The 22,102-nt window shown below is 70.1% G+C and carries 23 protein-coding genes and 1 pseudogene; 8 read left to right on the top strand and 16 right to left on the bottom strand.

The genetic code is table 11. The annotated features are described in order from the left end of the window. Positions 1-14 precede the first annotated feature (14 nt). Together ACY0I8_RS06530 and ACY0I8_RS06525 are read right to left on the bottom strand one after the other, a co-directional pair. Complete coding sequence (locus tag ACY0I8_RS06530; protein WP_461394120.1) at positions 15-1,196, bottom strand: acyl-CoA dehydrogenase family protein; 1,182 nt, start codon at positions 1,194-1,196, stop codon at positions 15-17. 226 nt (positions 1,197-1,422) lie between these two features. Continuing rightward, on the bottom strand, positions 1,423-2,406 hold the full coding sequence (locus ACY0I8_RS06525; protein WP_459940601.1) for a zinc dependent phospholipase C family protein: 984 nt from the start codon (positions 2,404-2,406) through the stop codon (positions 1,423-1,425). Positions 2,407-2,692: 286 nt separating this feature from the next. Between ACY0I8_RS06525 and ACY0I8_RS06520 the strand changes: the two genes are divergently transcribed. From ACY0I8_RS06520 to ACY0I8_RS06505, 4 genes are all read left to right on the top strand, one after another. Then, positions 2,693-3,628 carry a dihydroorotate dehydrogenase gene (locus tag ACY0I8_RS06520; protein WP_461394119.1) on the top strand — a complete coding sequence of 312 codons (936 nt, stop codon included), beginning with the start codon at positions 2,693-2,695 and terminating at the stop codon, positions 3,626-3,628. Next, positions 3,625-4,167, top strand: a complete 543-nt coding sequence (locus ACY0I8_RS06515; protein WP_461394118.1) for a DNA-3-methyladenine glycosylase I — start codon at positions 3,625-3,627, stop codon at positions 4,165-4,167. The genes ACY0I8_RS06520 and ACY0I8_RS06515 overlap by 4 nt, the downstream gene beginning before the upstream one ends. Beyond that, a complete protein-coding gene (locus ACY0I8_RS06510) occupies positions 4,164-5,954 on the top strand; it encodes a chloride channel protein (RefSeq protein WP_461394117.1) in 1,791 nt (596 codons plus the stop codon). Before ACY0I8_RS06515 ends, ACY0I8_RS06510 begins: the two co-directional genes overlap by 4 nt. Positions 5,955-6,031: 77 nt before the next feature. Next, on the top strand, positions 6,032-6,463 hold the full coding sequence (locus ACY0I8_RS06505) for a hypothetical protein (protein ID WP_461394116.1): 432 nt from the start codon (positions 6,032-6,034) through the stop codon (positions 6,461-6,463). Here the strand turns inward: ACY0I8_RS06505 and ACY0I8_RS06500 are convergent. The 3 genes from ACY0I8_RS06500 to ACY0I8_RS06490 are packed head-to-tail and all read right to left on the bottom strand — an operon-like array spanning position 6,460 to position 9,185. Continuing rightward, a complete protein-coding gene (locus ACY0I8_RS06500; RefSeq protein WP_461394115.1) occupies positions 6,460-7,644 on the bottom strand; it encodes a hypothetical protein in 1,185 nt (394 codons plus the stop codon). The genes ACY0I8_RS06505 and ACY0I8_RS06500 overlap by 4 nt on opposite strands. A gap of 18 nt (positions 7,645-7,662) precedes the next feature. Then, positions 7,663-8,439 (bottom strand): J domain-containing protein, encoded by a 777-nt coding sequence (locus tag ACY0I8_RS06495; protein ID WP_461394114.1) that lies wholly within the window; start codon positions 8,437-8,439, stop codon positions 7,663-7,665. Then, positions 8,436-9,185: an alpha/beta fold hydrolase gene (locus ACY0I8_RS06490; RefSeq protein WP_459940594.1), complete on the bottom strand. Its 750-nt coding sequence runs from the start codon at positions 9,183-9,185 to the stop codon at positions 8,436-8,438. Before ACY0I8_RS06490 ends, ACY0I8_RS06495 begins: the two co-directional genes overlap by 4 nt. A 324-nt stretch (positions 9,186-9,509) precedes the next feature. Here ACY0I8_RS06490 and ACY0I8_RS06485 point away from each other — a divergent pair, with 324 nt between their 5' ends. Beyond that, positions 9,510-10,178 carry an MgtC/SapB family protein gene (locus tag ACY0I8_RS06485; protein WP_461394113.1) on the top strand — a complete coding sequence of 223 codons (669 nt, stop codon included), beginning with the start codon at positions 9,510-9,512 and terminating at the stop codon, positions 10,176-10,178. 9 nt (positions 10,179-10,187) lie between these two features. On the opposite strand, the gene ACY0I8_RS06480 is transcribed toward ACY0I8_RS06485, so the two are convergent. From ACY0I8_RS06480 to ACY0I8_RS06430, 11 genes are all read right to left on the bottom strand, one after another. Continuing rightward, positions 10,188-10,661 carry a multicopper oxidase domain-containing protein gene (locus ACY0I8_RS06480; protein ID WP_461394112.1) on the bottom strand — a complete coding sequence of 158 codons (474 nt, stop codon included), beginning with the start codon at positions 10,659-10,661 and terminating at the stop codon, positions 10,188-10,190. Between the two features lie 123 nt (positions 10,662-10,784). Then, positions 10,785-11,267 carry a hypothetical protein gene (locus tag ACY0I8_RS06475; protein ID WP_459940591.1) on the bottom strand — a complete coding sequence of 161 codons (483 nt, stop codon included), beginning with the start codon at positions 11,265-11,267 and terminating at the stop codon, positions 10,785-10,787. A gap of 83 nt (positions 11,268-11,350) precedes the next feature. Continuing rightward, on the bottom strand, positions 11,351-12,316 hold the full coding sequence (locus ACY0I8_RS06470; protein WP_461394111.1) for a 5-oxoprolinase subunit C family protein: 966 nt from the start codon (positions 12,314-12,316) through the stop codon (positions 11,351-11,353). Further along, on the bottom strand, positions 12,313-13,014 hold the full coding sequence (pxpB, locus tag ACY0I8_RS06465) for a 5-oxoprolinase subunit PxpB (protein ID WP_461394110.1): 702 nt from the start codon (positions 13,012-13,014) through the stop codon (positions 12,313-12,315). The genes ACY0I8_RS06470 and pxpB overlap by 4 nt, the downstream gene beginning before the upstream one ends. Continuing rightward, positions 13,011-13,799 carry a LamB/YcsF family protein gene (locus ACY0I8_RS06460; protein WP_461394109.1) on the bottom strand — a complete coding sequence of 263 codons (789 nt, stop codon included), beginning with the start codon at positions 13,797-13,799 and terminating at the stop codon, positions 13,011-13,013. Before ACY0I8_RS06460 ends, pxpB begins: the two co-directional genes overlap by 4 nt. Positions 13,800-13,814: 15 nt before the next feature. Beyond that, a complete protein-coding gene (locus tag ACY0I8_RS06455) occupies positions 13,815-14,531 on the bottom strand; it encodes an ABC transporter ATP-binding protein (protein WP_461394108.1) in 717 nt (238 codons plus the stop codon). Continuing rightward, positions 14,528-15,280 carry an ABC transporter ATP-binding protein gene (locus tag ACY0I8_RS06450; protein ID WP_461394107.1) on the bottom strand — a complete coding sequence of 251 codons (753 nt, stop codon included), beginning with the start codon at positions 15,278-15,280 and terminating at the stop codon, positions 14,528-14,530. The genes ACY0I8_RS06455 and ACY0I8_RS06450 overlap by 4 nt, the downstream gene beginning before the upstream one ends. Further along, positions 15,277-16,290, bottom strand: coding sequence for a branched-chain amino acid ABC transporter permease (locus tag ACY0I8_RS06445; RefSeq protein ID WP_461394106.1), 1,014 nt, complete (start codon positions 16,288-16,290; stop codon positions 15,277-15,279). The genes ACY0I8_RS06450 and ACY0I8_RS06445 overlap by 4 nt, the downstream gene beginning before the upstream one ends. Further along, entirely contained in the window at positions 16,278-17,192 is a 915-nt protein-coding gene (locus ACY0I8_RS06440; RefSeq protein WP_461394105.1) for a branched-chain amino acid ABC transporter permease, read from the bottom strand. The genes ACY0I8_RS06445 and ACY0I8_RS06440 overlap by 13 nt, the downstream gene beginning before the upstream one ends. A 65-nt stretch (positions 17,193-17,257) precedes the next feature. Next, positions 17,258-18,577 carry an ABC transporter substrate-binding protein gene (locus tag ACY0I8_RS06435; protein ID WP_461394104.1) on the bottom strand — a complete coding sequence of 440 codons (1,320 nt, stop codon included), beginning with the start codon at positions 18,575-18,577 and terminating at the stop codon, positions 17,258-17,260. 74 nt (positions 18,578-18,651) lie between these two features. Further along, the gene (locus tag ACY0I8_RS06430) at positions 18,652-19,443 is read right to left on the bottom strand and encodes a putative hydro-lyase (protein WP_461394103.1); all 792 of its coding nucleotides are present in this window, start codon (positions 19,441-19,443) and stop codon (positions 18,652-18,654) included. A 285-nt stretch (positions 19,444-19,728) separates the two neighbouring features. On the opposite strand from ACY0I8_RS06430, the gene ACY0I8_RS06425 reads away from it, so the two are divergent. The 3 genes and pseudogenes from ACY0I8_RS06425 to ACY0I8_RS06415 form a co-directional block, all read left to right on the top strand. Beyond that, positions 19,729-20,511 (top strand): cytochrome c biogenesis protein, encoded by a 783-nt coding sequence (locus ACY0I8_RS06425; RefSeq protein WP_461394102.1) that lies wholly within the window; start codon positions 19,729-19,731, stop codon positions 20,509-20,511. A gap of 266 nt (positions 20,512-20,777) precedes the next feature. After that, on the top strand, positions 20,778-21,785 hold the full coding sequence (locus ACY0I8_RS06420) for a cytochrome c biogenesis protein ResB (protein ID WP_461394101.1): 1,008 nt from the start codon (positions 20,778-20,780) through the stop codon (positions 21,783-21,785). 118 nt (positions 21,786-21,903) lie between these two features. Continuing rightward, positions 21,904-22,102: pseudogene (locus ACY0I8_RS06415) on the top strand (hypothetical protein); the annotation flags it as partial.

The raw sequence follows: 22,102 nt of genomic DNA, 5'->3' as shown, positions 1-22,102 counted from the left end.
TCCCAGCTTCCACCCTACGTAAGGAGTTCCGGCGCGGCGGCCTGGGCCTCCTTGGCGGTGCGGCAGGCCTGGGCTTGGCGCACGAGCTCCCGGGCCACCAGGATCTTCTGGACCTCGTTCGCCCCCTCGTAGATCTGGGTGATCTTCACGTCCCGAAACGCCCGCTCGGCCCGGTTCCCCGCGATGCAGCCGGGCCCCCCCAGGATCTGGAGCGACCGCTCGCAGGCCCACATGGCCGTCTCCGTGGCGAACAGCTTGCACATGGCCGACTGGGCCGTGTAGTCCTCGCGGCCGGCGTCGATCATGCGGGAGGTGCGCTCCACGAGGGCGCTCGCGGCCTCGATCCGGGAAGCCACGTCGGCGATCAGGAACCGGATGCCCTGCTTGTCGATCAGGGGCTCCCCCATGACCCGGCGCTGGCAGGCGAAATGGATGGCGGCCTCCAGGGCGCCCCGGGCGAGCCCCACGGCCTGGGCCCCGATCCAGGGCCGGGAGATGTTTAGGGTCTCCATGGCGAGCACGTAGCCGTCGTTCTTCTCGCCGATCCGGTCCGCGTCGTCCACCGGCACCCGATCGAAGTAGACCGAGGCCGTGGGGATGCCCCGCATGCCCAGGAGCCGGTTCGGGGGGCCCACCTTGACCCCCTCCCGGTCGGCCGGCACGAGGTAGGCGGCCACGTGCTTGAGGCCGGGCTCCCGGAAGTTCGCGAACACCACGTAGGAGTGGGCCTTTCCGGCGTTGGTGATGAGGTACTTGACCCCCGTGAGCCGGAAGCCGCCGTCTTGGTGGACCACCTCGCTTCGCATGTTGTAGGCGTCGGAACCCGAGGGGGGCTCGGTGAGGGCGAACCCCACCAGGTGGCCCGACCGGGCTACCCCGGTGAGCACCTCCTCCCGCCGGGGAAACTCGGGCCGCAGGACCACGGGCAGCACGCCCACGGCCTGGACGATCAGAAGGAGCGACAGCGCCCCCGAGTACCGGGCCACCTCCTCCACCACGGCCGCGAACTGCAGGTGGGAGAGCCCCAGACCCCCGAGCTCGGGGGGCACCTGGGCGGCCATGAGGCCGGCCTCCTGGTAGGCCCGCAGCACGTCCTCGGGGAACTCCGCGGTACGGTCCACCTCGGCGGCCCGCCGGGCCACGAGATCGAGCACCTCGCCGAACCGTTCCCGCACCCACGCCCGCGTTCCGTCCATCGGCGTACCTCCTCGAAAGAAGGGAATTCCGGGAGCCGCGCCGGTCCGTGGCGATTGCCGCACGCGTCCGTCTATTGGTTTGTTTCCTACCGCAAAGGTGAACGAGAAATCAAACGGGAGTTGGCGGGGGCGCCGAGGGGCTTCCGGCAAAGTGGGGCTAAGCGCCTTCAACGATTCACGATTTACGATTTCCGATTTACGGATCTCGATTCCCGGCTCCCACCCCCTAGCCCCCCGGTTGCCACGCCGGGGTCTCGGAGGGGGCAGGGTGGTCCGGCGCCTCCATCAGCGCGAGCGCCGTGTCCACCAGTTCCGCGCAACTGGGTTCGGCGTAGATGCTGGCCTCCAGGTGGGGCCGGTAGCGCTCGAGCACGCTCTGAAACGCCTGGCGGGAGAGGCGTCCCTTGCGGTAGAGCCGCCGCAGGTGGGCCCGGATCACGCCTGCGGCCTTCAGGCTTTGGTAGCCGGTGGGGTCGGCCCGGAAGCACCAGGCCTCCTCCCGGTCGATCAGGAACGCGAGCACCGCGTTGAGGGACAGTTCCTTGTACTCGGCAACCCTCGTCGGGTCGAGGGCCACCCGGGACTGGCTGAGGGCCTGACGGATGATGTCGTGCCAGCGCCGGAACCGGCCCATGAGGACCACGCTGTTGAAGATGACTTTGTTCGTCTGGAACGACAGCAGGGTGCGGCTCAGCACCGATTTCAGGAGTTCGTCGTTGTCCTGGTGCATCTCGCGACTGATGCGGTAGGGGATACGCCAGATCTCGTCGGGGGCGTGGGTATCGAACCGGACCTCCCAGTAGGTGTGGTTCATGGCCCGGGTGGGGAAGCTCAGGATCGTCTTGAACGGCACAAAGTAGTTGTGGGCCACGACGTCGGCGGCCAGGTGGGAGAGGTACCCCCACGCGAAGGCCTCCTGGCTCGGGCGCCGGGCCCGGGAGAGCACCTCGAGCCCCACGGTCCACCGGTGACAGTGGCGCAGGTAATGGGTGAGACGTTTGGCCACCACGATGTCGGCCGCGATGGAGCCGTAGAGGAAGTCCAGGGGGTGGGCTCGCAGGAGGGCCTGCAGAGCCGCCGGCAGGAGACCCAGGTGCTCGAGCACCCGGGTCCCGAGCTCCAGGTGGGTGGCCGGGCCCCAGGCGAGGCCCGCGGCCGGAAACACGAGGATCAGCGCGAAGGCCGCGGCGATCCGGGCGAAAACGGGCATGGACGACGGTTCCTGAGCGGGCGGCACACCGCCCGCGCGGTTCACTGGGTTCGGCAGGTCGGCGCGAAGTATAAAGCGGGTGTCCGGGGCGGTCAAAGCGGCCGCGGCCCGGCTTGACCCCCTTTCCCGGCCCCGACTAGAATCCCGCGCTTCCCGAAGCGTCTTTGCCCGCCGGCCGGGCGCGGCCGATTCGGCCCGGCGTCCGGATGGTTCGCGGCGCCACTGGCCGCCCTTCGCCCGGGCGGGGACGACGTCGTCACCAGCGCCCCCTGAAAAGCGGTCTGCCATGCCTGCCACCCCGTTTCGAGCCGATCTCACCACCCGCCTGGGTCCCCTGGAGCTTCGAAACCCGGTCATCACCGCGTCGGGCACGTTCGGGTACGGGGCGGAGTTCGCCCCCTACTGCGACCTGGGGCGGTTGGGGGGCATCGTGGTCAAGGGGCTGAGCCTGGAGCCCCGGCTCGGGAACCCGCCGCCCCGCATCGTGGAGACCCGCGCCGGCATGCTCAATGCGATCGGCCTCCAGAACGTGGGAGTCGAGGCCTTCGCCCGGGAGAAGATGCCGTTTCTGCGGGAGGTGGGCACCCCGGTCATCGCCAACTTCTTCGGAAACACGGTGGAGGAGTACGCCCGGTGCGCCGCGGCCCTCGACCGGGTCGAGGGCCTCGCGGCCCTCGAGGTGAACGTGTCGTGCCCCAACGTGAAGGCGGGGGGCATCGCGTTCGGCACCGACCCGGTCCTCCTCGGGCAGGTGGTGGAGGCGGTGCGCCGGGCGACCCGGTTGCCCCTCATCGTGAAGCTGAGCCCCAACGTGGCCGACATCCGGCCCCTGGCCGAGGCCGCGGTGGACGCGGGGGCCGACATCCTGAGCGTCATCAACACGATCCCGGCCATGGCCGTGGACCTGGAGCACCGGCGGCCCGCGCTCGCGAACGTGACCGGGGGGCTCTCGGGCCCCGCGATCAAGCCGGTGGCCCTCCGGATCGCCTGGGAGGTACTCCAGACCGTGGACGTGCCGGTGATCGGCATGGGGGGCATCTGGGACGCCCGGGACGCCCTGGAGTTCTTGTGCCTGGGGTGCCGGGCGGTGCAGGTGGGCACCGTGAACTTCGTAAAGCCCTGGGCCGCGGTGGAGATCGCCGACGGGATCGGCCGCTACCTGGACGATAGGGGCATCGGCCGGCTTTCGGAGTTCATCGGCACCTTCGAGGCGGGGCGATGAAGGGGCCGGGCCCGGGACCTTCCGAAACCCGGCGGTACTGCCGGTGGGTGGCCGACGACGAGCTGGCCCGCCGGTTCCACGACGAGGAGTGGGGCCGGGACCCGGGCACCGACCGGGCCTGGTTTGAGCTCCTGTGCCTCGAGGTGTTCCAGGCCGGTCTCTCCTGGCGGCTGGTGCTGCGGCGCCGGGAGGCGCTCCGGGAGGTTTTCGCTGGGTTCGAACCGGCGGTGCTCGCGGGCTGGACCGGGGCGGACATCGAACGGGCCCTGGGGGCCCCGGGCATGATTCGCAACCGCCGGAAGCTCGAGGCCGTGGTCCGAAACGCCGGGGCGTTTCTCGGCGTGCTCGCCGAGGACGGGTCCTTCGGGGCGTGGGTGGACGGCCTTCTGGCCGAAGGAGGGGAGGACGCCGTGGCCCGGGAGTTCCGGCGGCGGTTCCGGTTCCTGGGGCCCACGCTGGTCCGGAGCCTTCTGGAGAGCGCGGGCCGGTTGCCGCTGCCCCACGATCCGGACTGTTACGCGGCGGGGGGCGGGGGGTGAGGCTTCCGGGGTTCCGGCGGTTCAAACTGCCCACCCTGGGCCGGTGGATCGCCCTGAGCGCCCTGGTGGGCGCGGTGGCGGGAGCCGGCGCCATCGCCTTTTACTACGCCACGAATTTCGCCACCGAGTTCTTCCTCCACCACCTGGCCGGGTACGCGCCCCCCGAGGAGGGGGTGGCCGACGGGCCCCGGATCGACTCGCTCGCCATGCCGTTCCGGTGGGTTCTGGTGTTCATCCCGGCCCTGGGGGGCCTGGTGTCGGGGTGGCTCGTGTACACCTTCGCCCCCGAGGCCGAGGGCCACGGCACCGACGCCGCGATCGACGCGTTCCACAACAAGGGGGGCCTCATCCGGGCCCGGGTGCCGATCGTGAAGACCCTGGCCTCGGCCGTGACCATCGGCACGGGCGGCTCGGCCGGCCGGGAGGGCCCGATCGCCCAGATCGGAGCCGGGTTCGGCTCGTTCCTGGCCACCCGGCTCGGCCTCACCCCGGCCGACCGCCGGGTGCTCCTCCTGGCGGGCATGGCCGGGGGCATCGGCGCCACCTTCCGGGCCCCCCTGGGCGGGGCCCTGTTCGCCGTGGAGGTGCTCTACAAGAACCCCGAGTTCGAGCACGAGGGGCTCATCCCCTCGATCATCTCCTCGATCGTGGCGTATTCCCTCTTCGGCGCGGTCACGGGGTGGGAGCCCCTCCTCGACACCCCCCGGTTTCGGTTCGAGCACCCGCCCGAGCTCCTGGTGTTCCTGGGGCTCGCCGTGGCCTGCGCGCTCCTGGGCTGGGTGTACGTTCGGGTGTTCTACGGGCTTCGCGACGCCTTCGCCCGGCTCCGCATGCCGGCGGCTCTCAAACCGGTGATCGGGGGGCTGGCCCTGGGGGCGCTGGCCCTGGGGGTGCCCCAGGTGATCGGGTCGGGGTACGGGTGGATCCAGGCCGCGCTCCACGGCCGCATGGCCCTCTGGGTCATGCTCGTGGTGTGCCTGGCGAAGATCCTGGCCACGAGTTTCACGATCTCCTCGGGGGGATCGGGGGGCGTGTTCGCCCCGAGTCTCGTGATCGGGGCCATGCTGGGCGGCGCCTTCGGGCTCACGGCCGAGTCCCTGTTCCCCGCGCTGGTCCAGGACCCCCGGGCCTACGTGCTCGTGGGCATGGCCGGGTTTTTCGCCGGGGTCTCCAACACCCCGGTGGCGACGCTCATCATGGTGAGCGAGCTCACCGGAAACTACGGGCTCCTGGCGCCCCTCATGCTCGTGTCGGTGGCCGCCATGCTCACGGCCCGGGCGACCACGATCTACGAGAAGCAGGTGCCGGGCCGCGTGGATTCCCCGGCCCATCTGGGGGACCTGGTGGTGGACGTGCTCGAGGGCATCCGGGTGCGGGACCTGGAGGACCAGGGCCGCCGGCCCACCCCGGTCTCTGAGGACCTGCCGCTGCCCCAGATCCTGGAGTGCATCGCGGCCGCGGACACGGCCTACTACCCGGTGGTGGACGGCGAAGGCCGGATGACCGGGATCTTCTCGGTCAACGACATCCGCCGGATCCTGAACGAGGACCTGCCCCCGAACCTCGTGATCGCCCGGGACATCGCCGTGCCCCGGGTGATCACGGCCACCCCCGACGAGCCCCTCTCCCAGGTGCTCCGAAAGCTCTCGAGCCGGGGGCTCGAGGAGATCCCCGTGGTGGACCCGGCCGATCCGGGCCGGGTGCTCTACATGCTCTCGCGCCGGTCCGTGCTCGCCCGCTACACCCGGGAACTCGAGCACCGGAAGGGGGTGTACGCCGAGGCGTAGGGGAGGGGGGTCAAGAAACAAGGGAGCGCTGCCGATCCCAAGGGAGAGGACCCCTTTACGGGAAGGAGCGGCGGAACATGGTGCGACAGTGGCTGGTTCGGGCGGCGCTTCCGGTCGTGGCCCTGGTCGTGGCCGGCCCGGCTGGGGCGTGGGGGCTTTCGGGGCTAGAGTCCGTGCGGGTGGAGGTGGCCGCAGAGGAGGGCGCCGACCCGTTGGACGCCGAGGTGGAACTCCTGCGGGCGCTCCAGGAGGCTGGCGTTTCCGCCGGCGCCGCGGCGCGGGCCCGGCTGCGGCTCGACCTCGTGCCCGTGGACGGCGGTTGGTCGGCCGGCCTCGTCCTCACCCAGCCCCTGTGCCTGGAGCGCGATCCCCTGCAGTGCGCCGACCAGCCCACCTGGGTCGAGGTGGTCACCGACCGGGACGCGGCGGACCCGATCTCCCTCGTGGGAGAGGTGGCCGCGCGGTTCGTGGCGGCCTGGCGAAGAGCGAACCCGAGGGCCTCCGATTAGGCCGCTCCCTCCCTCACCTCCCGGGCCTTGCACTCGGCGCAGAGGTCCGGCTTCACCCACAGGCCCAGTTCGGCCATGAGCTGGGCCTCGCTGGTCCACAGGATGGGGCTCCCGCACCGGGCGCAGGGAACGTCCACGGGAGGGTGTTCCTTCAAGAACCCCTCGCAGCGGGGGCAGAGCCGCTCGGGTTCGGGCCGGCCCAGGCGCTCGTGGAGAAGCTGGTCGAACCGGGTGAAGGTCCAGGTGCCGTCGCACCCCTCCTGGCGGCACGGCACCTCCCGGTCGGCCAAGGCCTCGATCCGCTCCTGACAGCTCGGGCACAGCCGCCGGGGGGGCTTCCGGCCCCGCCGCAGGTCAGCCAGCTGCTGGGCCGCGGTGTAGGTCCAGGTGCCCGGGCACGCGTGCACCCGGCAGGGCATCTCCCGGTCGGCGAGGCCCTTCAGGTCTTCCTGGCACCGGGCGCACCGCCGGCGGGGCGGCTCGGTGCCCAGGCCTTTCCGCTCTGCCACGAGTTGGGCGAAGGCCGTCCAGGTCCAGGTGCCGTCGCAGCCCCGGACGGCGCAGACCACCTCCCGATCGGAGAGCTCCTTCAGCCGGTCCTGGCACGCGCGGCACAGGCGCTTCGGGGGCCTGCGGCCGGCCTTCCGGTCGAGAAGCTGCTCGAACCGGTTGTAGGGCACGGTGCCGTCGCAGCCCGGCACCCGGCACGGGAGTTCCCGGTCCGCGAGTTCCCGGAACTCCCGGTAGCACGCGGGGCACATGCGCTGGGGCGGCGGGCCGTCCCCGGCGGCCAGGCGTTCCTCCCCGCTCCACCGCCAGGTCCCGTCGCAGCCGGGTACCCGGCAGGGCACCTCCTGGGCCCCGGCCTCCTTGGCCTCCTCCCGGCACGCGGGGCACAGAAGCTCTCGGGGTTCGCGCCCTCGGACCTCCCAGACGAGTTGTTGGAACCGGGTTACCGTGACGGTGCCGTCGCAGCTCGGCCGGCTGCAGGGCCGCTCCTGGTCGGCGAGGTCCCGGTAGAGGGCCTCGCACCGGGCGCACATGCGGGGTCGGGGTTCCCGCTCCCCGCGCCGGAGGGCCTGAAGGACCTCCTCGGTCCTCTGGGTCCAGGTGTTCCGGCATCCCGGGACCCGGCAGGGGATCTCCCGGGGCTGCACGGCGGCGGTGAGAGAGACGCGCATGGTGAATCCCTCCCTGCCCTAACTCGAAGAGCCGGGCGGTTCGGTGATCCGGAGAAGGACGTCGGGCGATCCTGCTCCGCGTTGACGCTCCCCCGGGATCCGGAGCCGAAGCCCGGGCCGCGCCCCCGCGGGAATCCGCACCCGGAACCGCCGGATGCCCCCGGGGGCGGGGAGGGCGATCTCGATGGTTCCCCCTCTCTCTCGGGTTTCCCGGGGCACCGGCAGTTCGTACTCCAGCATGGCCCTCGGCTTCGGCCGAGGCAGGGCCGCCCGCACGAGCCGGCCCAGGAGGCCGGGTTTCCGGGGCAGCGCCTTTCGGAGTTTCGTCCGGGGCGTCTTCGGCGTTCGGGTTCCCGAAAGGGGCTGGAACAGACCGCCCAGCGGGCCGACAAACACGAATCCACCGAAGAACACCCCACCCCCGCCCCCGTGGAACACCCTCCGCAGGTACGCCTCGTCGAACCGAAGGCCCTGGCGTCCAAACTCCTGGGCCATCTGCCGGAACAGCGCCCCGAAGACGGGATGGGTGAACAGATCGCGAAAGAGATCCTCCGGCCGGAACCCGGGATCGAACTCCGGCCGGCCGCGGGCGCGGGCCTCGTCGTAGGCCCGCCGCCGGGCCGGGTCGCCGAGGACGGCGTAGGCCTCGGTCAGATCTTTGAACGCCTCCTCGGCCTCCCGGCTCCCGCCGTTGCGGTCGGGGTGGAGTTCGAAGGCCTTTCGCCGGTAGGCCCTGCGGATCTCCTCGGGGCCCGCCTCGGGCGGGACGCCCAGGATGGCGTAGTAGTCCTTCACGCCGAGTCGCCTCCCGGAGCGCACCTCGAAAAGAACTCGCGAAGGTGTTTCGCCGTCTCGTCCGGGTTCTCCAGGGGGGCCAGGTGGCCAGCCCTAGACACGACGGCCCATTGACCCTTCCGGGCGCGTGCGGCCATCTCTCGGGCCACCTCGGGCGGGGTCAGGGCGTCGTCGGCCCCCGCGAGGAACAGAAGGGGCCGATCGCACCGCTCCAGCACGTCCTCGTAAGAGCCCCGGTCCCGGATGGCCGCCACATCGCGGGCGAAGGCCTCGGGTCCCACGGCCTTGCCCATCTCGATCACGAGATCCTCCAGGGGACCGCCCAGGTGGTATGGGGCGAGCACGCTTGCGGCGAAGGTTCGAAGCACCTGGTCGAAAGCGCCCCGCCGGATGAGTTCGAGCACCTGGTCTCGTTTGGCCCGGCGTTCGGGGGTGTCGCCGAAGGCCGTGGTGTCCACGAGGGCTGCGGCCGCGACCCGCTCGGGCCAGCCGCGCAGTAGCTCAAAGGTGATGTACCCGCCCATGGAGAGCCCGGCCACGAAGGCCGAGGGGACGCCCAGTTCGTCGAGCACGTCCACGATGCGGGCGGCCGCCTCCCGCAGGCGTCCCGCCCCCCAGACCCTCGGGTACACCACACGCCACTCCGGGGCCAGCAACTGTCCCACCGGGCGCCACAGCCGCTCGTCACACCCCAGGCCCGGCACGAGCACGAGCACCGCTCCGTTTCCTTCGACGATCGCGTCCATGGGATATCACCGCTGGAAGGCTGGGAGGCTGGGACGCCAGAAGGCCAAAATCATTCCTGATACCTGCGTCGTCGCCTGACCCGATGGGGGCACTTCCCATGCGAAAAATTCAGCGGACGGAAGCCGGGAACCCCTTTCCCTCCGACTCCTGCCCCGGCGGTTCCGTTCAAGGAGTGTAGGGCCCCGCCGGGGCGTGAGGAGCCGAGTTCCCAGTCTTCAGACCGGAGACCGCCAACCGCCGTGACGGCTTTCAACCTACACGATCCCGGGCTAAGATTCCAAGACCACTGGCGTCTGCCCCGTTCCCAACGCCCGGAGGGTCCGATGGAACCGCTTCCGCTCCTACGTCCCGAGTTCCCCGCGCTGCTCGTCCCGGTGGCGGGCCGGATGGCCGTGGCGTTCGTCTGCGGAGCCCTGGTGGGTTCCGAGCGGGAGTGGAAGGGGAAGCCGGCCGGTCTCCGCACGAACATCCTGATCTGCCTGGGGGCGGCACTCTTCACCATGGGTTCGGAGTTCATGGCCAAGTTCGTGGCCCACGCACCCCAGGAGTCCACCCGGATCGCGGCCCAGATCGTGACCGGCGTGGGGTTCATCGGGGCCGGGGCGATCCTGCGGAGCGGCCGGGGCGTCGTGGGGCTCACCACGGCGGCCACCATCTGGCTCGTGGCCGCGATCGGGGTCGTGGTCGGGATGGGGTACTGGCTCGTGGGGCTCATCACGGCCGTGATGACCGTGGTGACCCTGGTGGCCCTCGGCCGGGTGGAAAAGCGGCTCATGGGACCGTGCGACATGCGCACGGTCGAGATCGAGTTGGGGCCGGACCGTCCGGTGACCCTGGCCCGCCTGGAGGCCATTTTGGAAAGCGCCCAGTGGCCCACCCGGGTGGACAAGATCGAGTCCCACGACGGGGGCACCCGAGTGCGGTTCACCTACTGCGCCCGCCACCCCTCCCACCGGGGGATCCTCTGGGACCTGGGCCAGATCCTGGAGTAAGGCCCGCGGCTACCTCTTCGGCGGCGCCTTCTCGATTTTGACCGCCGCCCGCATGCCCCGGTCGGCGTGGCCCGGGATCGTGCAGGTGAGGGGATAGGTGCCCGGGGTCACGGCCACGAAGAAAAGCCGCAGGGTCTGGCCGGGATAGACCTCGAACGAGGTGAACCGCCACGCCTTGGCCTCCACCACCTCGGGCACCTCGGCCTTGCGGGCGGCGATGGCCCGGAGGAAGTCGGGGGCGGCGAAGTAATGCTTCTCGCGGCCCTGATTCACGATTTCCAGGATGTACGGTTTGCCTTCGCGGAAGGAGAGCACCTGGGGCTCGAACCGGTATTCCGTCATCTCCAGCCGAACCGTCTCGGCCTGGGTCCAGTCGGCGGCCTCGACCCAGGGGGTCGGGTCCTTCACGTAGCCCAAAGGGGCGCACGCTCCCAGGGCCAAAAGGCCTGTCAGCCCGACGAGCCAACACCGCGGCTTTGCCATCTGACACTCCTCCCGTCTCAAGAACGCCATCCAGACCGCCGCGGTCCCCTTGGGGGTCCTGCGGCCCGAGGTCGAAGTCACTCGCCGCCTCGCCCCACCGGCCAAACGGCTCCTGGAAAACGGTTACGGGGGCGGCAGGGCCCAGGAACGCCGCTCCACGACCCGAACGGGCACCGGGCCGATGTCCTCGAACGCCCGGGCCGGAAGACATGACTCGAACACCTCTAGGGTGAGCACGTTTCCCCGGAGCTGGGGACAGTAAAAGGTCAGCACCACCCCGTCGATCCGGCCGCTTTCGTAGAGCCCGGTCACGGCCGGGCGAAGGGCCCGGGCCAGGCGGTGGGCGAAGGCGCCGAGGTCCCGACGGTCGAACCGGCGGAACGTGACCTTGGATTTCGCGAGCACCACCAGTTCCCCGGTGTCTCCCAGCCACACCCCGGCCACATAATACAGCTCCCCACAGCCGGCTTGGAAGCACAGCGTTTCGAGCGGCGCTGCCCAGCCCCCGAGCCGGGGATCGATGTACACCGGCTTCTGGCTGAACGCCGCCGCGGCCGTTCCCATCGCGAGCGAGGCAAAAACGATCCCCCAACGAATCCATCCCATGACCAAACGCCCCTCCCCCCGCTGCGGATTGGGCACACGTCTCCTTCATACCCCTTCTAGGCGGGAATGCAAGGCGGTGGGGGTTACCGCCCCAGGGACTCGGCCCAGCGGCAAAACCGGAGGGACCGGTAGGCCAGGGTCTCCCGGGCTTCCCACAGGGAAACGGACCGGAACGCCACCTCGTCGCCGGGAAGGGCCTGGGCCAGGGAGGGGAGGTCGGCGCGGATCACGGTGGCGATCTTGGGGTAGCCGCCGACCGTCTGACGGTCGGCCAGGAGCACGATGGGCCGGCCGTGGGCGGGCACCTGCACGGCGCCCCAGGCGATGCCGTCGGAGAGGATGTCGGCCGGGCCCGAGTGCTCGATGGCCGGACCGTCGAGCCGGTAGCCCATCCGGTCGGCCTGGGCCGACACGACATACCGCGAACCCAGAAACGTCGAGATGCCCCGGTCGGTAAACCGATCGGCCTGGGGCCCGAGGACCGAGCGCAGGAGCAGGGGCCCGGAAGGTGGGCGGGGAAGGAACTCGTCCGGCGCCCTTGCCCCGGTTTTCCACGTCCGGCGGTGCTCCCCTCTGGGCACCGGCAGTTCGTCTCCCGGGGCGAGGGGCCGGCCGTCGAGGCCCCCGAGCCGGGCGGGCAGGTACGTGGACCGGCTGCCCAGCACCTCGGGCACCGCGATCCCCCCCGCCAGCGCAAGGTAGGCCCGGCAGCCCCACCGCCGCCCCGCCGTGCGCAGCCTCGCCCCGGGGGCGGCCCGAAACGAAGTGCCGGGCGCGAGCGGCACCCCGTCGAGTTCGAATCCCAGGTCCGCCCCGGACACCGCCGCCGGGGTTTCCACGAGGAACTCCGCCTCGAACCCGCCCAGGGTGATCTCGAGGGCGGCCGCGCTGGGATTGTTCCCCGCGAGGACGTTCGCCACCGCCAGGGAAAGGGGATCCATGGCGCCCGACACCGGGACCCCCAGGTGCTCGCAGCCCCGCCGTCCCGCGTCCTGGACCGTGGCCAGGGGGCCCGGCCGGAGGATCCGGAGGGCCGGCCGCACGCTCACGCTTCCGCCTCCCGCAGGCGAAAGAATTCCGCCTCGTCGATGGGCCGGAATCGCACGCCCATGCCCGGAAGGGCCCGGGCCGGCGGGTGGCGGCCGGGATCGAACATCCGAAGCGGCGTGCGGCCGATGATCTGCCAGCCCCCCGGGGTGTCGAGGGAGTAGACCCCGGTCTGGGGCCCGGCGATGCCCACGGACCCGGCGGGGACCCGGGTGCGGGGTTCCCGCCGGCGGGGAGTGTGGAGCCGGGGGTCGAGGCCACCGAGGAACAAAAAGCCCGGGGTGAAGCCCAAAAGATACACCCGGTACATGGGCGCGGCATGGAGTTCCACGGCCTCCCGGGGGCTGAGCCCGTGGACCCGGGCCACCTCGTCGAGATCGGGGCCGTACTCCCCGCCGTAGCACACCGGGATCTCCACCACCTCGGCGGGGGACGCCTGGGAGTCGGGCTCGGGAAGGCGGGCGTAGGCCTCCTCGATCCGAAGACACAGGGCCTCGAAGGAGACCCGCAAGGGATCGTACTCCACGAACACGGAGCGGTAGGTGGGCACCCGGGCCAGAACCCCGGGAACCGCCTCCAGGGTCTTCGTCAGCCCGAGCACCCGCTCGTGGATCGCCGGCGAGATGGCGTCGCCCACCTCGGCCGTGAGGGCCGTCTCCCCGCAGGGAAGGATCCGGGGTTTGGGCCAGGGCCGGCTCACCGGGAGGTTTCCTCCCCAACCACGGCGGCCAGCGGCTCCACCCGGACCCCGGCGGCCTCCAGGGCCGTCCGGACCCGGCGGGCGAACTCCGCCGCCCCGGGGCTGTCGCCGTGGATGCAGAAGGAGTCGGCCTCGATCGGGATGTCTTCTCCGTCGAGGGTGTGGACCCGGCGCTCGAGGCACATGCGAACGGCCCGGCGGGTGACCTCCTCGGGATCCTGCAACACCGACCCCGGCACCGACCGGGGCACAAGGGTCCCGTCGGCCCGGTAGGCCCGGTCCAGGAACGCCTCCCGGGCCACCCGGAGGCCGGCTCCGCGACCCGCCCGCTCGAGTTCCGAGCCGGCCAGGGCCAGGAGGATCAGCCCCGAACCGGCGTCCCGGACCGCCTCGGCCACGGCCGCTGCGAGCTCGGCGTCCACCGCCGCCCGGTTGTACAGGGCGCCGTGGGGTTTCACGTGCTGGAGCCGAAGGCCCCGGGCCCGGGCGAACCCCTCTAGGGCGCCCACCTGGTAGAGCACCCAGTCGTACACCTCCTCCGGCGCGGCCTCGATGCCCCGCCGGCCGAACCCCAGGAGATCCGGGTACCCCGGATGGGCCCCCGGGGCCACCCCGCGGTCCGCGCACAGGGCCACGGTGCGCCGCATCACGTGGGGGTCCCCCGCGTGGAACCCGCAGGCGATGTTGGCCGAGGTCACGACCTCCATGAGTTGCTCGTCGTCCCCCTTGCGGTACGCCCCGAACGACTCCCCCATGTCGGCGTTGAGGTCGATTCGGATTGCCATGACCCGCTCCTTCCTTCAAAGGCCGAGGTAGGCCGCCCGAAGCCGCTCGTCGTCCAGGAGTTCCCGGCCCGGCCCCTCCACCACGATGCGGCCGGACTGGATCGCGTATCCCCGGTCCGACAGCTCCAGCGCCTCCCGCACGGTCTGCTCCACCAGCAGGATCGTGACCCCTTGCGTCTTGAGCGCGGCGACGGTCTCCAAGACCTCGTCCACCAGCTTGGGGGCAAGACCCAGAGAGGGCTCGTCGAGCATCAGGACCTTGGGGTCCGACATGAGCCCCCGGCCGATGGCCACCATCTGCTGCTCGCCTCCCGACAGGGTCGCCGCGGCCTGGTCCCGGCGCTCCCGCAACCGCGGGAACAGATCGTACACCCGGTCCAGGGAGGCCCGGATCTTGGCCTCGTCGCGCACGACATAGGCCCCGAGCTTCAGATTCTCCTCCACCGAGAGGGGACCGAACAGCATGCGTCCCTCCGGCACGTACACGATGCCGAGCCGGACGATCTCCTCGGTGGGGAGGCCCACGATGTTCCGGCCCTCGAACCGCACCTCGCCCTCCGCCACCGGCGCCGCCCCCATGATTGCTTTGAGCAGTGTGGACTTCCCCGCCCCGTTGGCCCCTACCACGCAGACGGTTTCGCCCCGTTGGACGACGAGATCGACGCCGTGGAGCACGGTGAGCTTCCCGTACCGGACCACAAGGCCCCGCACCTCGAGCAGGGGGGCGCTCATGACGGAGCTCCCTCGAGATACCGGGCGGCGTACTTCTCCCCCAGATAGGCCCGGATCACGGCGGGGTCGTGGGCCACCTCCTCCGGGGGGCCCTGGGCGATCACGCGGCCGGAGTCCAAAACGAGAACCCGGTGGCTCAGATTCATCACGAGCTCCATCACGTGCTCGATCACGATGAGGGTGACCCCCAGTTCCTGGTGCACGTGGCGGATGGCGCCCATGAGATCCTGGATCTCCCCGGGATTCAACCCCGCGGCCACCTCGTCCAGGAGCAGCAGCCTGGGCTCCGTGCCGAGCGCCGTCGCGAGGGCCACGGTTTTCTGCCCGGCCACCGGCAGATCCCGGATCGGGGTACCGGCCAGGTCGGCAAGCCCCAGAAAGGACAGGAGTTCCCCGGCCTTCGCCCGTGCCTTCGAGGGGGAGGCGGTGCGGGCGAAGCACCCCACCATCACGGTTTCCAGCACCGAGAGGTCGCCCGTGGCCACGAAGTTCTGGAAAGTGCGGGCGATCCCGAGGCGGGCGATCTTGTGGGGCGGAAGCCCGGTGATGTCCCGCCCGTCGAACCGCACGGTGCCCCGGTCGGGTTTGTGAAACCCGGTGAGGCAGTGGAACAGGGTGGTCTTGCCGGCGCCGTTGGGGCCGATGAGCCCCAGGATCTCCCCTTCCCCGAGGTCGAAGGAGACGTCCTCGTTCGCCCGCAGGCCCCCGAACTCCTTCGTGAGGTTCCGGACCTCCAGGAGCGGCCTCATCCGGCGGTCTCCCGTTTTGCGCGGTAGCGCTCCACCAACCCCCAGATGCCCCGGGGTTCCACGGCCGAGACCACCATGATGATGAGGGCGTAGAGAATCAGGTCCATCCCCACCAGGCCGGCCCGGGCGCCGAACCACTCCTTGAAGTAGCTCTTCAAGGGGATCAGGATGCCCGCCCCGATGATGGGGCCCCAGAGCGACCCGGCGCCCCCGAGCATCGCCATGAGCGCGATCAGGATCGAGAGATCCAGGCTCATGGTGTCCTCGGGTTCGATGTTCTTGATGTAGCAGGCGTGGAACGAGCCCACCAGGCTCACGAAGGCGGTGGCGATGGCGTAGGTCTTCACCTTGGCCCAGTGGACGTCGATCCCCAGCGACCGCGCCATGTCCTCGTTGTCCTTGATGAGCCGAAGTTGGTAGCCGAGCCGGGACTTGCGAAACGCGTTCATGTAGAGGACCCCGGCGAAGAAAAACGCTAGGATCACGTAGTAGTAGTAGACGTCATCCTTGAAGATCAGGTGCCAGAAATCCGGGGTGTCGAACCGGTGGGCCGGGATCTCGAGCCCCCGGGCCGCCCCCACGAAGTCCCACACCTCGAAAAGATCTTTGAGAACCAGCGACGCCGCGATCGTGGCGATGGCAAAGTAGTGCCCCTTGAGCCGGAACAGGGGGTAGCCGATGGCGAACGACCACAGAACCGAGAACCCCATGCCCACGGGCATCGACACCCAGAAGGGCACGTCCCAGCGCACGAGGCACACGGCGGTGGTGTAGGCCCCGATCCCCACGTACTGGGCCTTGCCCAGGTCCACCTGGCCGCCGTAGCCGCCGATAGTGTTCCAGCCCATCCCGTAGAGGGAGAACATCAAAAACTGGATCATCGTGGCCATGGCGAACGACGACGCCGGCAGGAGCGGGAACGCCAGCAGGAACACCGCCACCAGCCGGGAGACCCAGCGTTCAGCGGGCCGGAAATCCGAAAAATCGAGGGCCGCCCTCAGAGCTTCCATCCGAACAACCCCCGCGGGCGGACGATCATGATGACGAAGTAGGCCAGGTACACGAAGGTGTACTTAAACGAGGTGATGGGCACGTCGAGCATCCACTCCCACTCGGTGGCGTAGGACACGAAATCCCAGATCCCCGGGATCTCCATGATCAAGCCGACGACGATCCCGGCGGCCAGCGCCCCCGGCACGCTCCCGAACCCGCCGAGGGCCACGATGGTGAACGCGATCATCGTGAACAGGAGCCCCACGTAGGGGTTCACAGACCAGAAATTCACGATGAGGGCGCCCGCGATCGTCACGGTGGCGCCCCCGATGCCCCAGGCCAGCGCGTTCATGCGCTCGGTGGGAATCCCCATGTACCGGGCGGCCTGGGCGTTGAGCGCGGTGGCGGTGAGCGCTTTGCCCAGCCGGGTCCGGTTCATGAGGAGCCACACGGCGGCGAACGAGACCACCGAGAGCGCGGCGGCGGCGAGTTTGGTCGCGGGTACGATCACACCCATGCCGAAATCCACGCTTTTCCCCACCAGAAGCCCGGTGTGGACCCCCCGGTCCTCGGACCCGAAAAAGAGGAGGGCCAGGTTGCGCAGAAAGAGCATCAGACCGAAGGTGCCGAGGAGTTGGGCCACCATGGGGCCGCGCAGGAGAAACCGGACGAACCCCCAGTAGCACGCGATCCCCAGGAGATAGCCCACGGCCGCGGCCACCGGGATGCCCATCAGGGGATCGAGCCCGGTGGCATCCGCGGTGAGCAGCCCGGTGTACATCCCCAGCATCAGGAACTCGCCGTGGGCGAAGTTCACGATGTCCATGACCCCGAAGATGATGGTGAGGCCGAGCGCCACCAAAGCCAGCACCATGCCCAGCAGGACGCCGGCCACCAGAGAGCTGATCAAAATGTCCATGGGCTACGCCGGTGCGAGGGCGGGAGACCGCCGGGCACCCCGGCGGTCTCCACGGGGTTGGGGCCCTACTTCCAGCCCGGGAAGGGGTAGATCATGTCGGCCGTCGCCAGGTCAAACGGGTAGACGATCTCGAGGGTGATCTCCCCCTTGTCGTTCTTCTGGTACTGGCCGATGAGGCCCGATCCGAGGACGTTCTGCCCCATCTCGGAGCCGGTGTTCTCGAAATCGATGCCGGCCCAGGGCACCACGAGCTCGGAGCCCGGGATCACGATCTCGTTGGCGGCCTTCTGGATGGCCTTGGGGTCGGTGGACCCGGCCTTGTTGAGCACGTGGTACCAGGCCTGAAGGCCGGTGAACGCCCGGGCCGAGGCCCCGCCCAGGTCGTGGCCGGTGCGCTCCTTGTAGAGCTTGTTCACCTGGCCGGCCACCTTCTTCACCTCGGCGACCTTGGGCAGGAACACCGTGCGGGTCAGCACGCCCACGATGTCGTCTTTGAGGGTTTCGCGGAACTCGGGCTTCTCGAACCCGGCGTCCTGGCCCCAGATCACCTTGGGCGCGGCCCGCTGGGCCTTGAGGGTTTTGACCATGAGGATCGCGTCCGAGGTGTACGAGGCGAACAGATACACCCCGGCCCGGGACGCCTTGAGGGAGCGCACCTCGCTCGACAGGTCGGCCGACTTGGCCGCGTACAGGATGGACTTTCGCACCTTGAACCCGTACTCCTTGGCGAGTTCCTCGATCAGCCCGGACACGTGGGAGCCCCATTCCGTCTTTTCGCAGGCCGAGGCGATGGTCCCGATCTCGTCCTTCGGGACCGCGGGCACGCCCCGCACCTTGCCCTCGGTCAGGCCTTTCAGGAGCTCGAACAGGTCCTTCGTGAACCAGCGGTCGTGGGGGGTGGTGCGCCAGAACCACTTGAACCCGCGCTCCGTCAAGGCCGGCGACGTGGACGAGCCGTTGATCATGGGCACCCCGTACTGCTCGCACACCGCGCTCACGGTCTTCGTGACCGAGCTGTGGTAGCACCCCAGGATTCCGTCCACCTTGTCGTCAAGGATGAGCTTCTTGGCGAGGTCCGCGCCCAGGGTGGGGTTGCCCTCGTGGTCGCGGATCAGCAGTTCGATCTTCGCCCCTCCGAGGCCGGGGATGCCCGCGGATTTCGCCATCTCCATGTCGATCCCGGGCATCACGTTGTTGATGATCTCGGCGGCGAGTTCCACCCCGGCACGGAGCTCCCGGCCGGCCGCCGCCGCTCCGCCCGTGAGCGGGTAGATCACCCCGATCTTGACCACCTTGCCGGCCGCCCGGGCCGGTGCAGCCCAAAGGGGCGCGAGGACCAGGGCCGCCGATACCACGAGGATCGAGAAGAGCGTTCGGGTTCTCATGTCCTCCTCTCCTTTCCGGCGCAGCGCGCCGCGTTCCGTGGGGGCAACAGGGACCCGCCCGAACCCACCGGCGGTCAAAAGACCGCCCACTCCCGGTCCATCCGGTCGGTCACCAGCATGCAGCCCGGCGCGTGGGTGATGGCGAGCTCGGGCCGGGCGTTTCGCAGCGCCACCTGGGGCGTGACCCCGCAGGCCCAGAACACCGGGACCTCCCCCTCCCGGATGTCCACCGGGTCCCCGAAGTCGGGGCGGGAGAGATCGGTGATGCCGAGGCCCGCCGGGTCGCCCACGCGGACCGGGGCCCCGTGGACCCCGGGGAACCGGGAGGTGATCTGGACCGCCCTCGGCACGAGGTCCGCGGGAATGGGCCGCATGGTGACCACGAGGTTTCCCCGGAACCGGCCCGCGGGTTCGCAGGGGATGCCCGTTTCGTACATGGGCACGTTCCGGCCCATCTCGACGTGCCGCACCGGGACACCGGCTTCCAGCAGGGCCGACTCGAAGGTGAAACTACACCCCAGGAGGAAGGTCACGAGGTCGTCCCGCCAGACATCGCGGACGTTCGGGACCTCGTGGACCTCGTCCCCCCGGAACACCCGGTACCGGGGGCAGTCGGTCCGCACATCCGCGCCGGGGGCCAGGTAGCGCGGCTCGGTTTGCCCGGGTTCGAGCACCTCGAGCACGGGGCAGGGTTTGGGGTTTCGCTGGCAGAAGAGGAAGAACTCGAACGCCCAGGCCGCGGGCACGGTGACCAGGTTCACCTGGGTGTGGCCGGGGCACAGGCCCGCGGTGGAGCCGGTCCACTCGCCGGACCGGCAGAGCCGGCGAAGTTCCCGGGGGGAGTTGGGGGTGGCCGAGCGTGTCACGGAACCCTTCCGGTCGGGGCGGGGGAAGGACGCGCCCCATTCATGACAGACGAAGGAGGTGCTGTCAAGAAACGCAGTTTGACTGGGGCGCGACGGCCCTCCCGCCGATCGGGGGCGACCGCGCCCCGCGATGTGTGATAGGATTCACAGCTCGGGGTGACGGACGCGGCCGGAGCCTATGTCGTCACCCGCAACGGACGAAGCAGCGACCCGTCGGTCGCGCCCGGACCGCGGCGGGAAGAAGAAAGAGCTTTACAAGACCGACCAGTCGGGAGTGATCCGCCCATGGAACTCTTCACGAAAGCCGCCCATCTCACGGCCCTGATCGCCTACGTTCTGGGCGCCCTCCTGTGCGCGGCCGCCCGGGAACGGAGGAACTCGGTCGGGAAGGTCGGCCTCGGTGCGGCCGTGCTGGGGTGGCTCGTTCAAGCTGGGCTCCTGGGGGTTCGGTGGGGGAAGGCCGGGTATCTGCCGGTCACGGGGCTCTTCTCCACGCTTCACTTTCTGGCCCTGTGGCTCGTGGGCATGGCGCTCTATTTCGCCTGGCGGTACCGGGCCCGGGACCTTCTGCCCGGGGCCCTCGGGCTCGGGGCGGCGGCCCTGTGGGGCGCCTCGTACGGATCCATGGACCTCCAGCCCCTGAGCCCCGCGCTCGACACCCCGCTCTTTCTGATCCACGTGGCTACCTCGTTTGCGGCCTACGGGCTCTTCGGACTCGCCGCGCTCGTTGGCGCCTACCGGGCCCTGGGGCTTTCGGGGTCCGGCCTGGGGGAGGAGCGCCGGATGCTCGACGAGTCCCTGTACCTGGGGTATCTCCTGTTCACCTGGTGCATGGTGGCCGGGAGCCTGTGGGCCTACCTGGCCTGGGGGTCCTACTGGACCTGGCGGATCAAGGGGCTGTGGTCCACGATCGTGTGGTTCTTCTACTCGGCCGTCATCCACGTGCGCCACCGGCCGGCCTGGCAGGGGTGGCGGCTCAACGCGCTCACCATCGGCGGGTTCGGCCTGGTGCTCTTCACCTTCCTCGGGCTCGGGCTTCTGTTCGAGACCTCCCACCCGTTGCGGTAGGGGGAAAGGGCACCACGGAGGACACGGAGGACACGGAGGGGTGAAGGGGGAGCTTCCGGTTCGGACCTGAGCGAAGACCGACGACCGCAGGCCGATGACCGGAGTTTGTTTCACCCGGAGGGCACGGAGGACACGGAGACAAGGGGCGTGAAGGGTCTGCTCCCTCCCGCGGGGCAGGCGGTGACGTTGGCCTTTGAAGGCTTTTGGCCGCCTAGCCGCCAAGCAGCCCAGCCGCCCAGCGGAACTCCCATCAAAGGAGCATCATCGTGAAACGCCTGCTCCAGAGCCTTTGGAACCTCGCCGTGGCTCCGGGCACGTTTGTGGTGCTGAGCGTGCTGTGGTGCCTGGACCTCGCGGCGGGGTCGATCCTCGCGTACCGGGCCGATCCCCGGTTCTGGATGAAGATGGACGCCGTGCCCTTCAACGTGTGGCTCCGGGAGGCGGCCCCGGCCCAGTGGCCCGGTTCGTGGTGGGTGTACGGCCTCGTCGTTCTGACCTACCTCGTGGTCGCGAGCCTCGTCCTGTGCACCCTGAACTGGTTCTGGCGGCGGCGCCGGGGGGTGCGAGGGCTCGCGGAGGTCCTCGTGCACCTGGGATTTTTGCTCATCTTCGTCGGGTTCGTGCTGGGGAGCGGGTTCGGGGCTCGGGCCCAGGGACTGCGGGTGCCGGTGGGGGGGGAGGCCGAGGCAGCGGGAACGCCCTACCGCCTCCGGGTCGAGGCCGTGGAGCCGGTGCCCGGACCGGACGGGAGGCCCTGGGACGTGCAGACCCGGGTCAGCCTGTGGCAGGGGGAGGCCAAGGTGGCGGAGGGTGCGGTGCGCACGAACCATCCCCTGATCCACGGGACCACCGTGGTGTATCCCCAGGGGGTGCAGACCGTGGTGCGGGGCGCCCGGGTGGCCACCACCCGGGGCACGGCGGAGGTTTCGGTGGGAGGGGAGGTGGAACTGGCCCCGGGGTTGCGGCTCGCCGCGGTGGGCGCCCTGAGCCCGGGAAAGCGGTGGGGCCCGTATTTTGGCCCGGGGGTGCTCGTGGAGGTGCGCGCGGGCGGCGGTGCCGCGGGCCGGGTCTTCCTTGCTCCGGGCATGGGACCGACCCGGGTGGGGGACCTGGGGCTTCGGCTCGTGGACCTGGATCTCGAGCCCAACGGCGTGTACAACGTGCACCAGGACCCAGGAGTATGGTTCGTGCTGGTGGGCGCCGTCCTTCTGACCCTGGGCACGATCTGGGCCGCCGCGCTCTACTTCGCCCACCGGTCCCTGACCCCGGCCTAGCTCCCTTGGCGTTTAGCAAGAGATGTGAAGTATTGTTGCAGAAGAGCAGAAGAGCCTTGTGCTTTTTGCTTCCTAGCTTCCTAGCCTTCTAGCTTTCTAGCCGAAAGGAGCCACTCCCATGACCCATCTCGACAAAGGAAAGTTCGCGAAGAAGCATCCCCCGGAGCGAAAGCCCAGGCCCGAGGTGGCCGAGGCGGTGCGGAAGCGGGCCGAGGGAGGGGAGATCGCGTGCGCGGCGGCGTTCGCCGTGGCCGAGGAGTGCGGGGCGACACCGGCGGAGGTGGGGCTCGCCATCGACCTCCAGGAGATCTCGATCG

The organism is Deferrisoma sp., assembly GCF_054681715.1.
Note: the sequence above shows the minus strand (reverse complement) of the source record. Positions and strands in the feature narration are given on the sequence as shown.

Bases quoted from the DNA above. Each gene is read 5' to 3' on its own strand.
- ACY0I8_RS06480 (WP_461394112.1), bottom strand. From the start codon at position 10,661: ATGGCAAAGCCGCGGTGTTGGCTCGTCGGGCTGACAGGCCTTTTGGCC.
- ACY0I8_RS06525 (WP_459940601.1), bottom strand. From the start codon at position 2,406: ATGCCCGTTTTCGCCCGGATCGCCGCGGCCTTCGCGCTGATCCTCGTG.
- ACY0I8_RS06490 (WP_459940594.1), bottom strand. From the start codon at position 9,185: ATGGACGCGATCGTCGAAGGAAACGGAGCGGTGCTCGTGCTCGTGCCG.
- ACY0I8_RS06500 (WP_461394115.1), bottom strand. From the start codon at position 7,644: ATGCGCGTCTCTCTCACCGCCGCCGTGCAGCCCCGGGAGATCCCCTGC.
- ACY0I8_RS06520 (WP_461394119.1), top strand. From the start codon at position 2,693: ATGCCTGCCACCCCGTTTCGAGCCGATCTCACCACCCGCCTGGGTCCC.
- ACY0I8_RS06445 (WP_461394106.1), bottom strand. From the start codon at position 16,290: ATGGAAGCTCTGAGGGCGGCCCTCGATTTTTCGGATTTCCGGCCCGCT.
- ACY0I8_RS06440 (WP_461394105.1), bottom strand. From the start codon at position 17,192: ATGGACATTTTGATCAGCTCTCTGGTGGCCGGCGTCCTGCTGGGCATG.
- ACY0I8_RS06515 (WP_461394118.1), top strand. From the start codon at position 3,625: ATGAAGGGGCCGGGCCCGGGACCTTCCGAAACCCGGCGGTACTGCCGG.
- ACY0I8_RS06435 (WP_461394104.1), bottom strand. From the start codon at position 18,577: ATGAGAACCCGAACGCTCTTCTCGATCCTCGTGGTATCGGCGGCCCTG.
- ACY0I8_RS06530 (WP_461394120.1), bottom strand. From the start codon at position 1,196: ATGGACGGAACGCGGGCGTGGGTGCGGGAACGGTTCGGCGAGGTGCTC.
- ACY0I8_RS06460 (WP_461394109.1), bottom strand. From the start codon at position 13,799: ATGGCAATCCGAATCGACCTCAACGCCGACATGGGGGAGTCGTTCGGG.
- ACY0I8_RS06475 (WP_459940591.1), bottom strand. From the start codon at position 11,267: ATGGGATGGATTCGTTGGGGGATCGTTTTTGCCTCGCTCGCGATGGGA.
- ACY0I8_RS06450 (WP_461394107.1), bottom strand. From the start codon at position 15,280: ATGAGGCCGCTCCTGGAGGTCCGGAACCTCACGAAGGAGTTCGGGGGC.
- ACY0I8_RS06505 (WP_461394116.1), top strand. From the start codon at position 6,032: ATGGTGCGACAGTGGCTGGTTCGGGCGGCGCTTCCGGTCGTGGCCCTG.
- ACY0I8_RS06485 (WP_461394113.1), top strand. From the start codon at position 9,510: ATGGAACCGCTTCCGCTCCTACGTCCCGAGTTCCCCGCGCTGCTCGTC.
- ACY0I8_RS06455 (WP_461394108.1), bottom strand. From the start codon at position 14,531: ATGAGCGCCCCCCTGCTCGAGGTGCGGGGCCTTGTGGTCCGGTACGGG.
- ACY0I8_RS06425 (WP_461394102.1), top strand. From the start codon at position 19,729: ATGGAACTCTTCACGAAAGCCGCCCATCTCACGGCCCTGATCGCCTAC.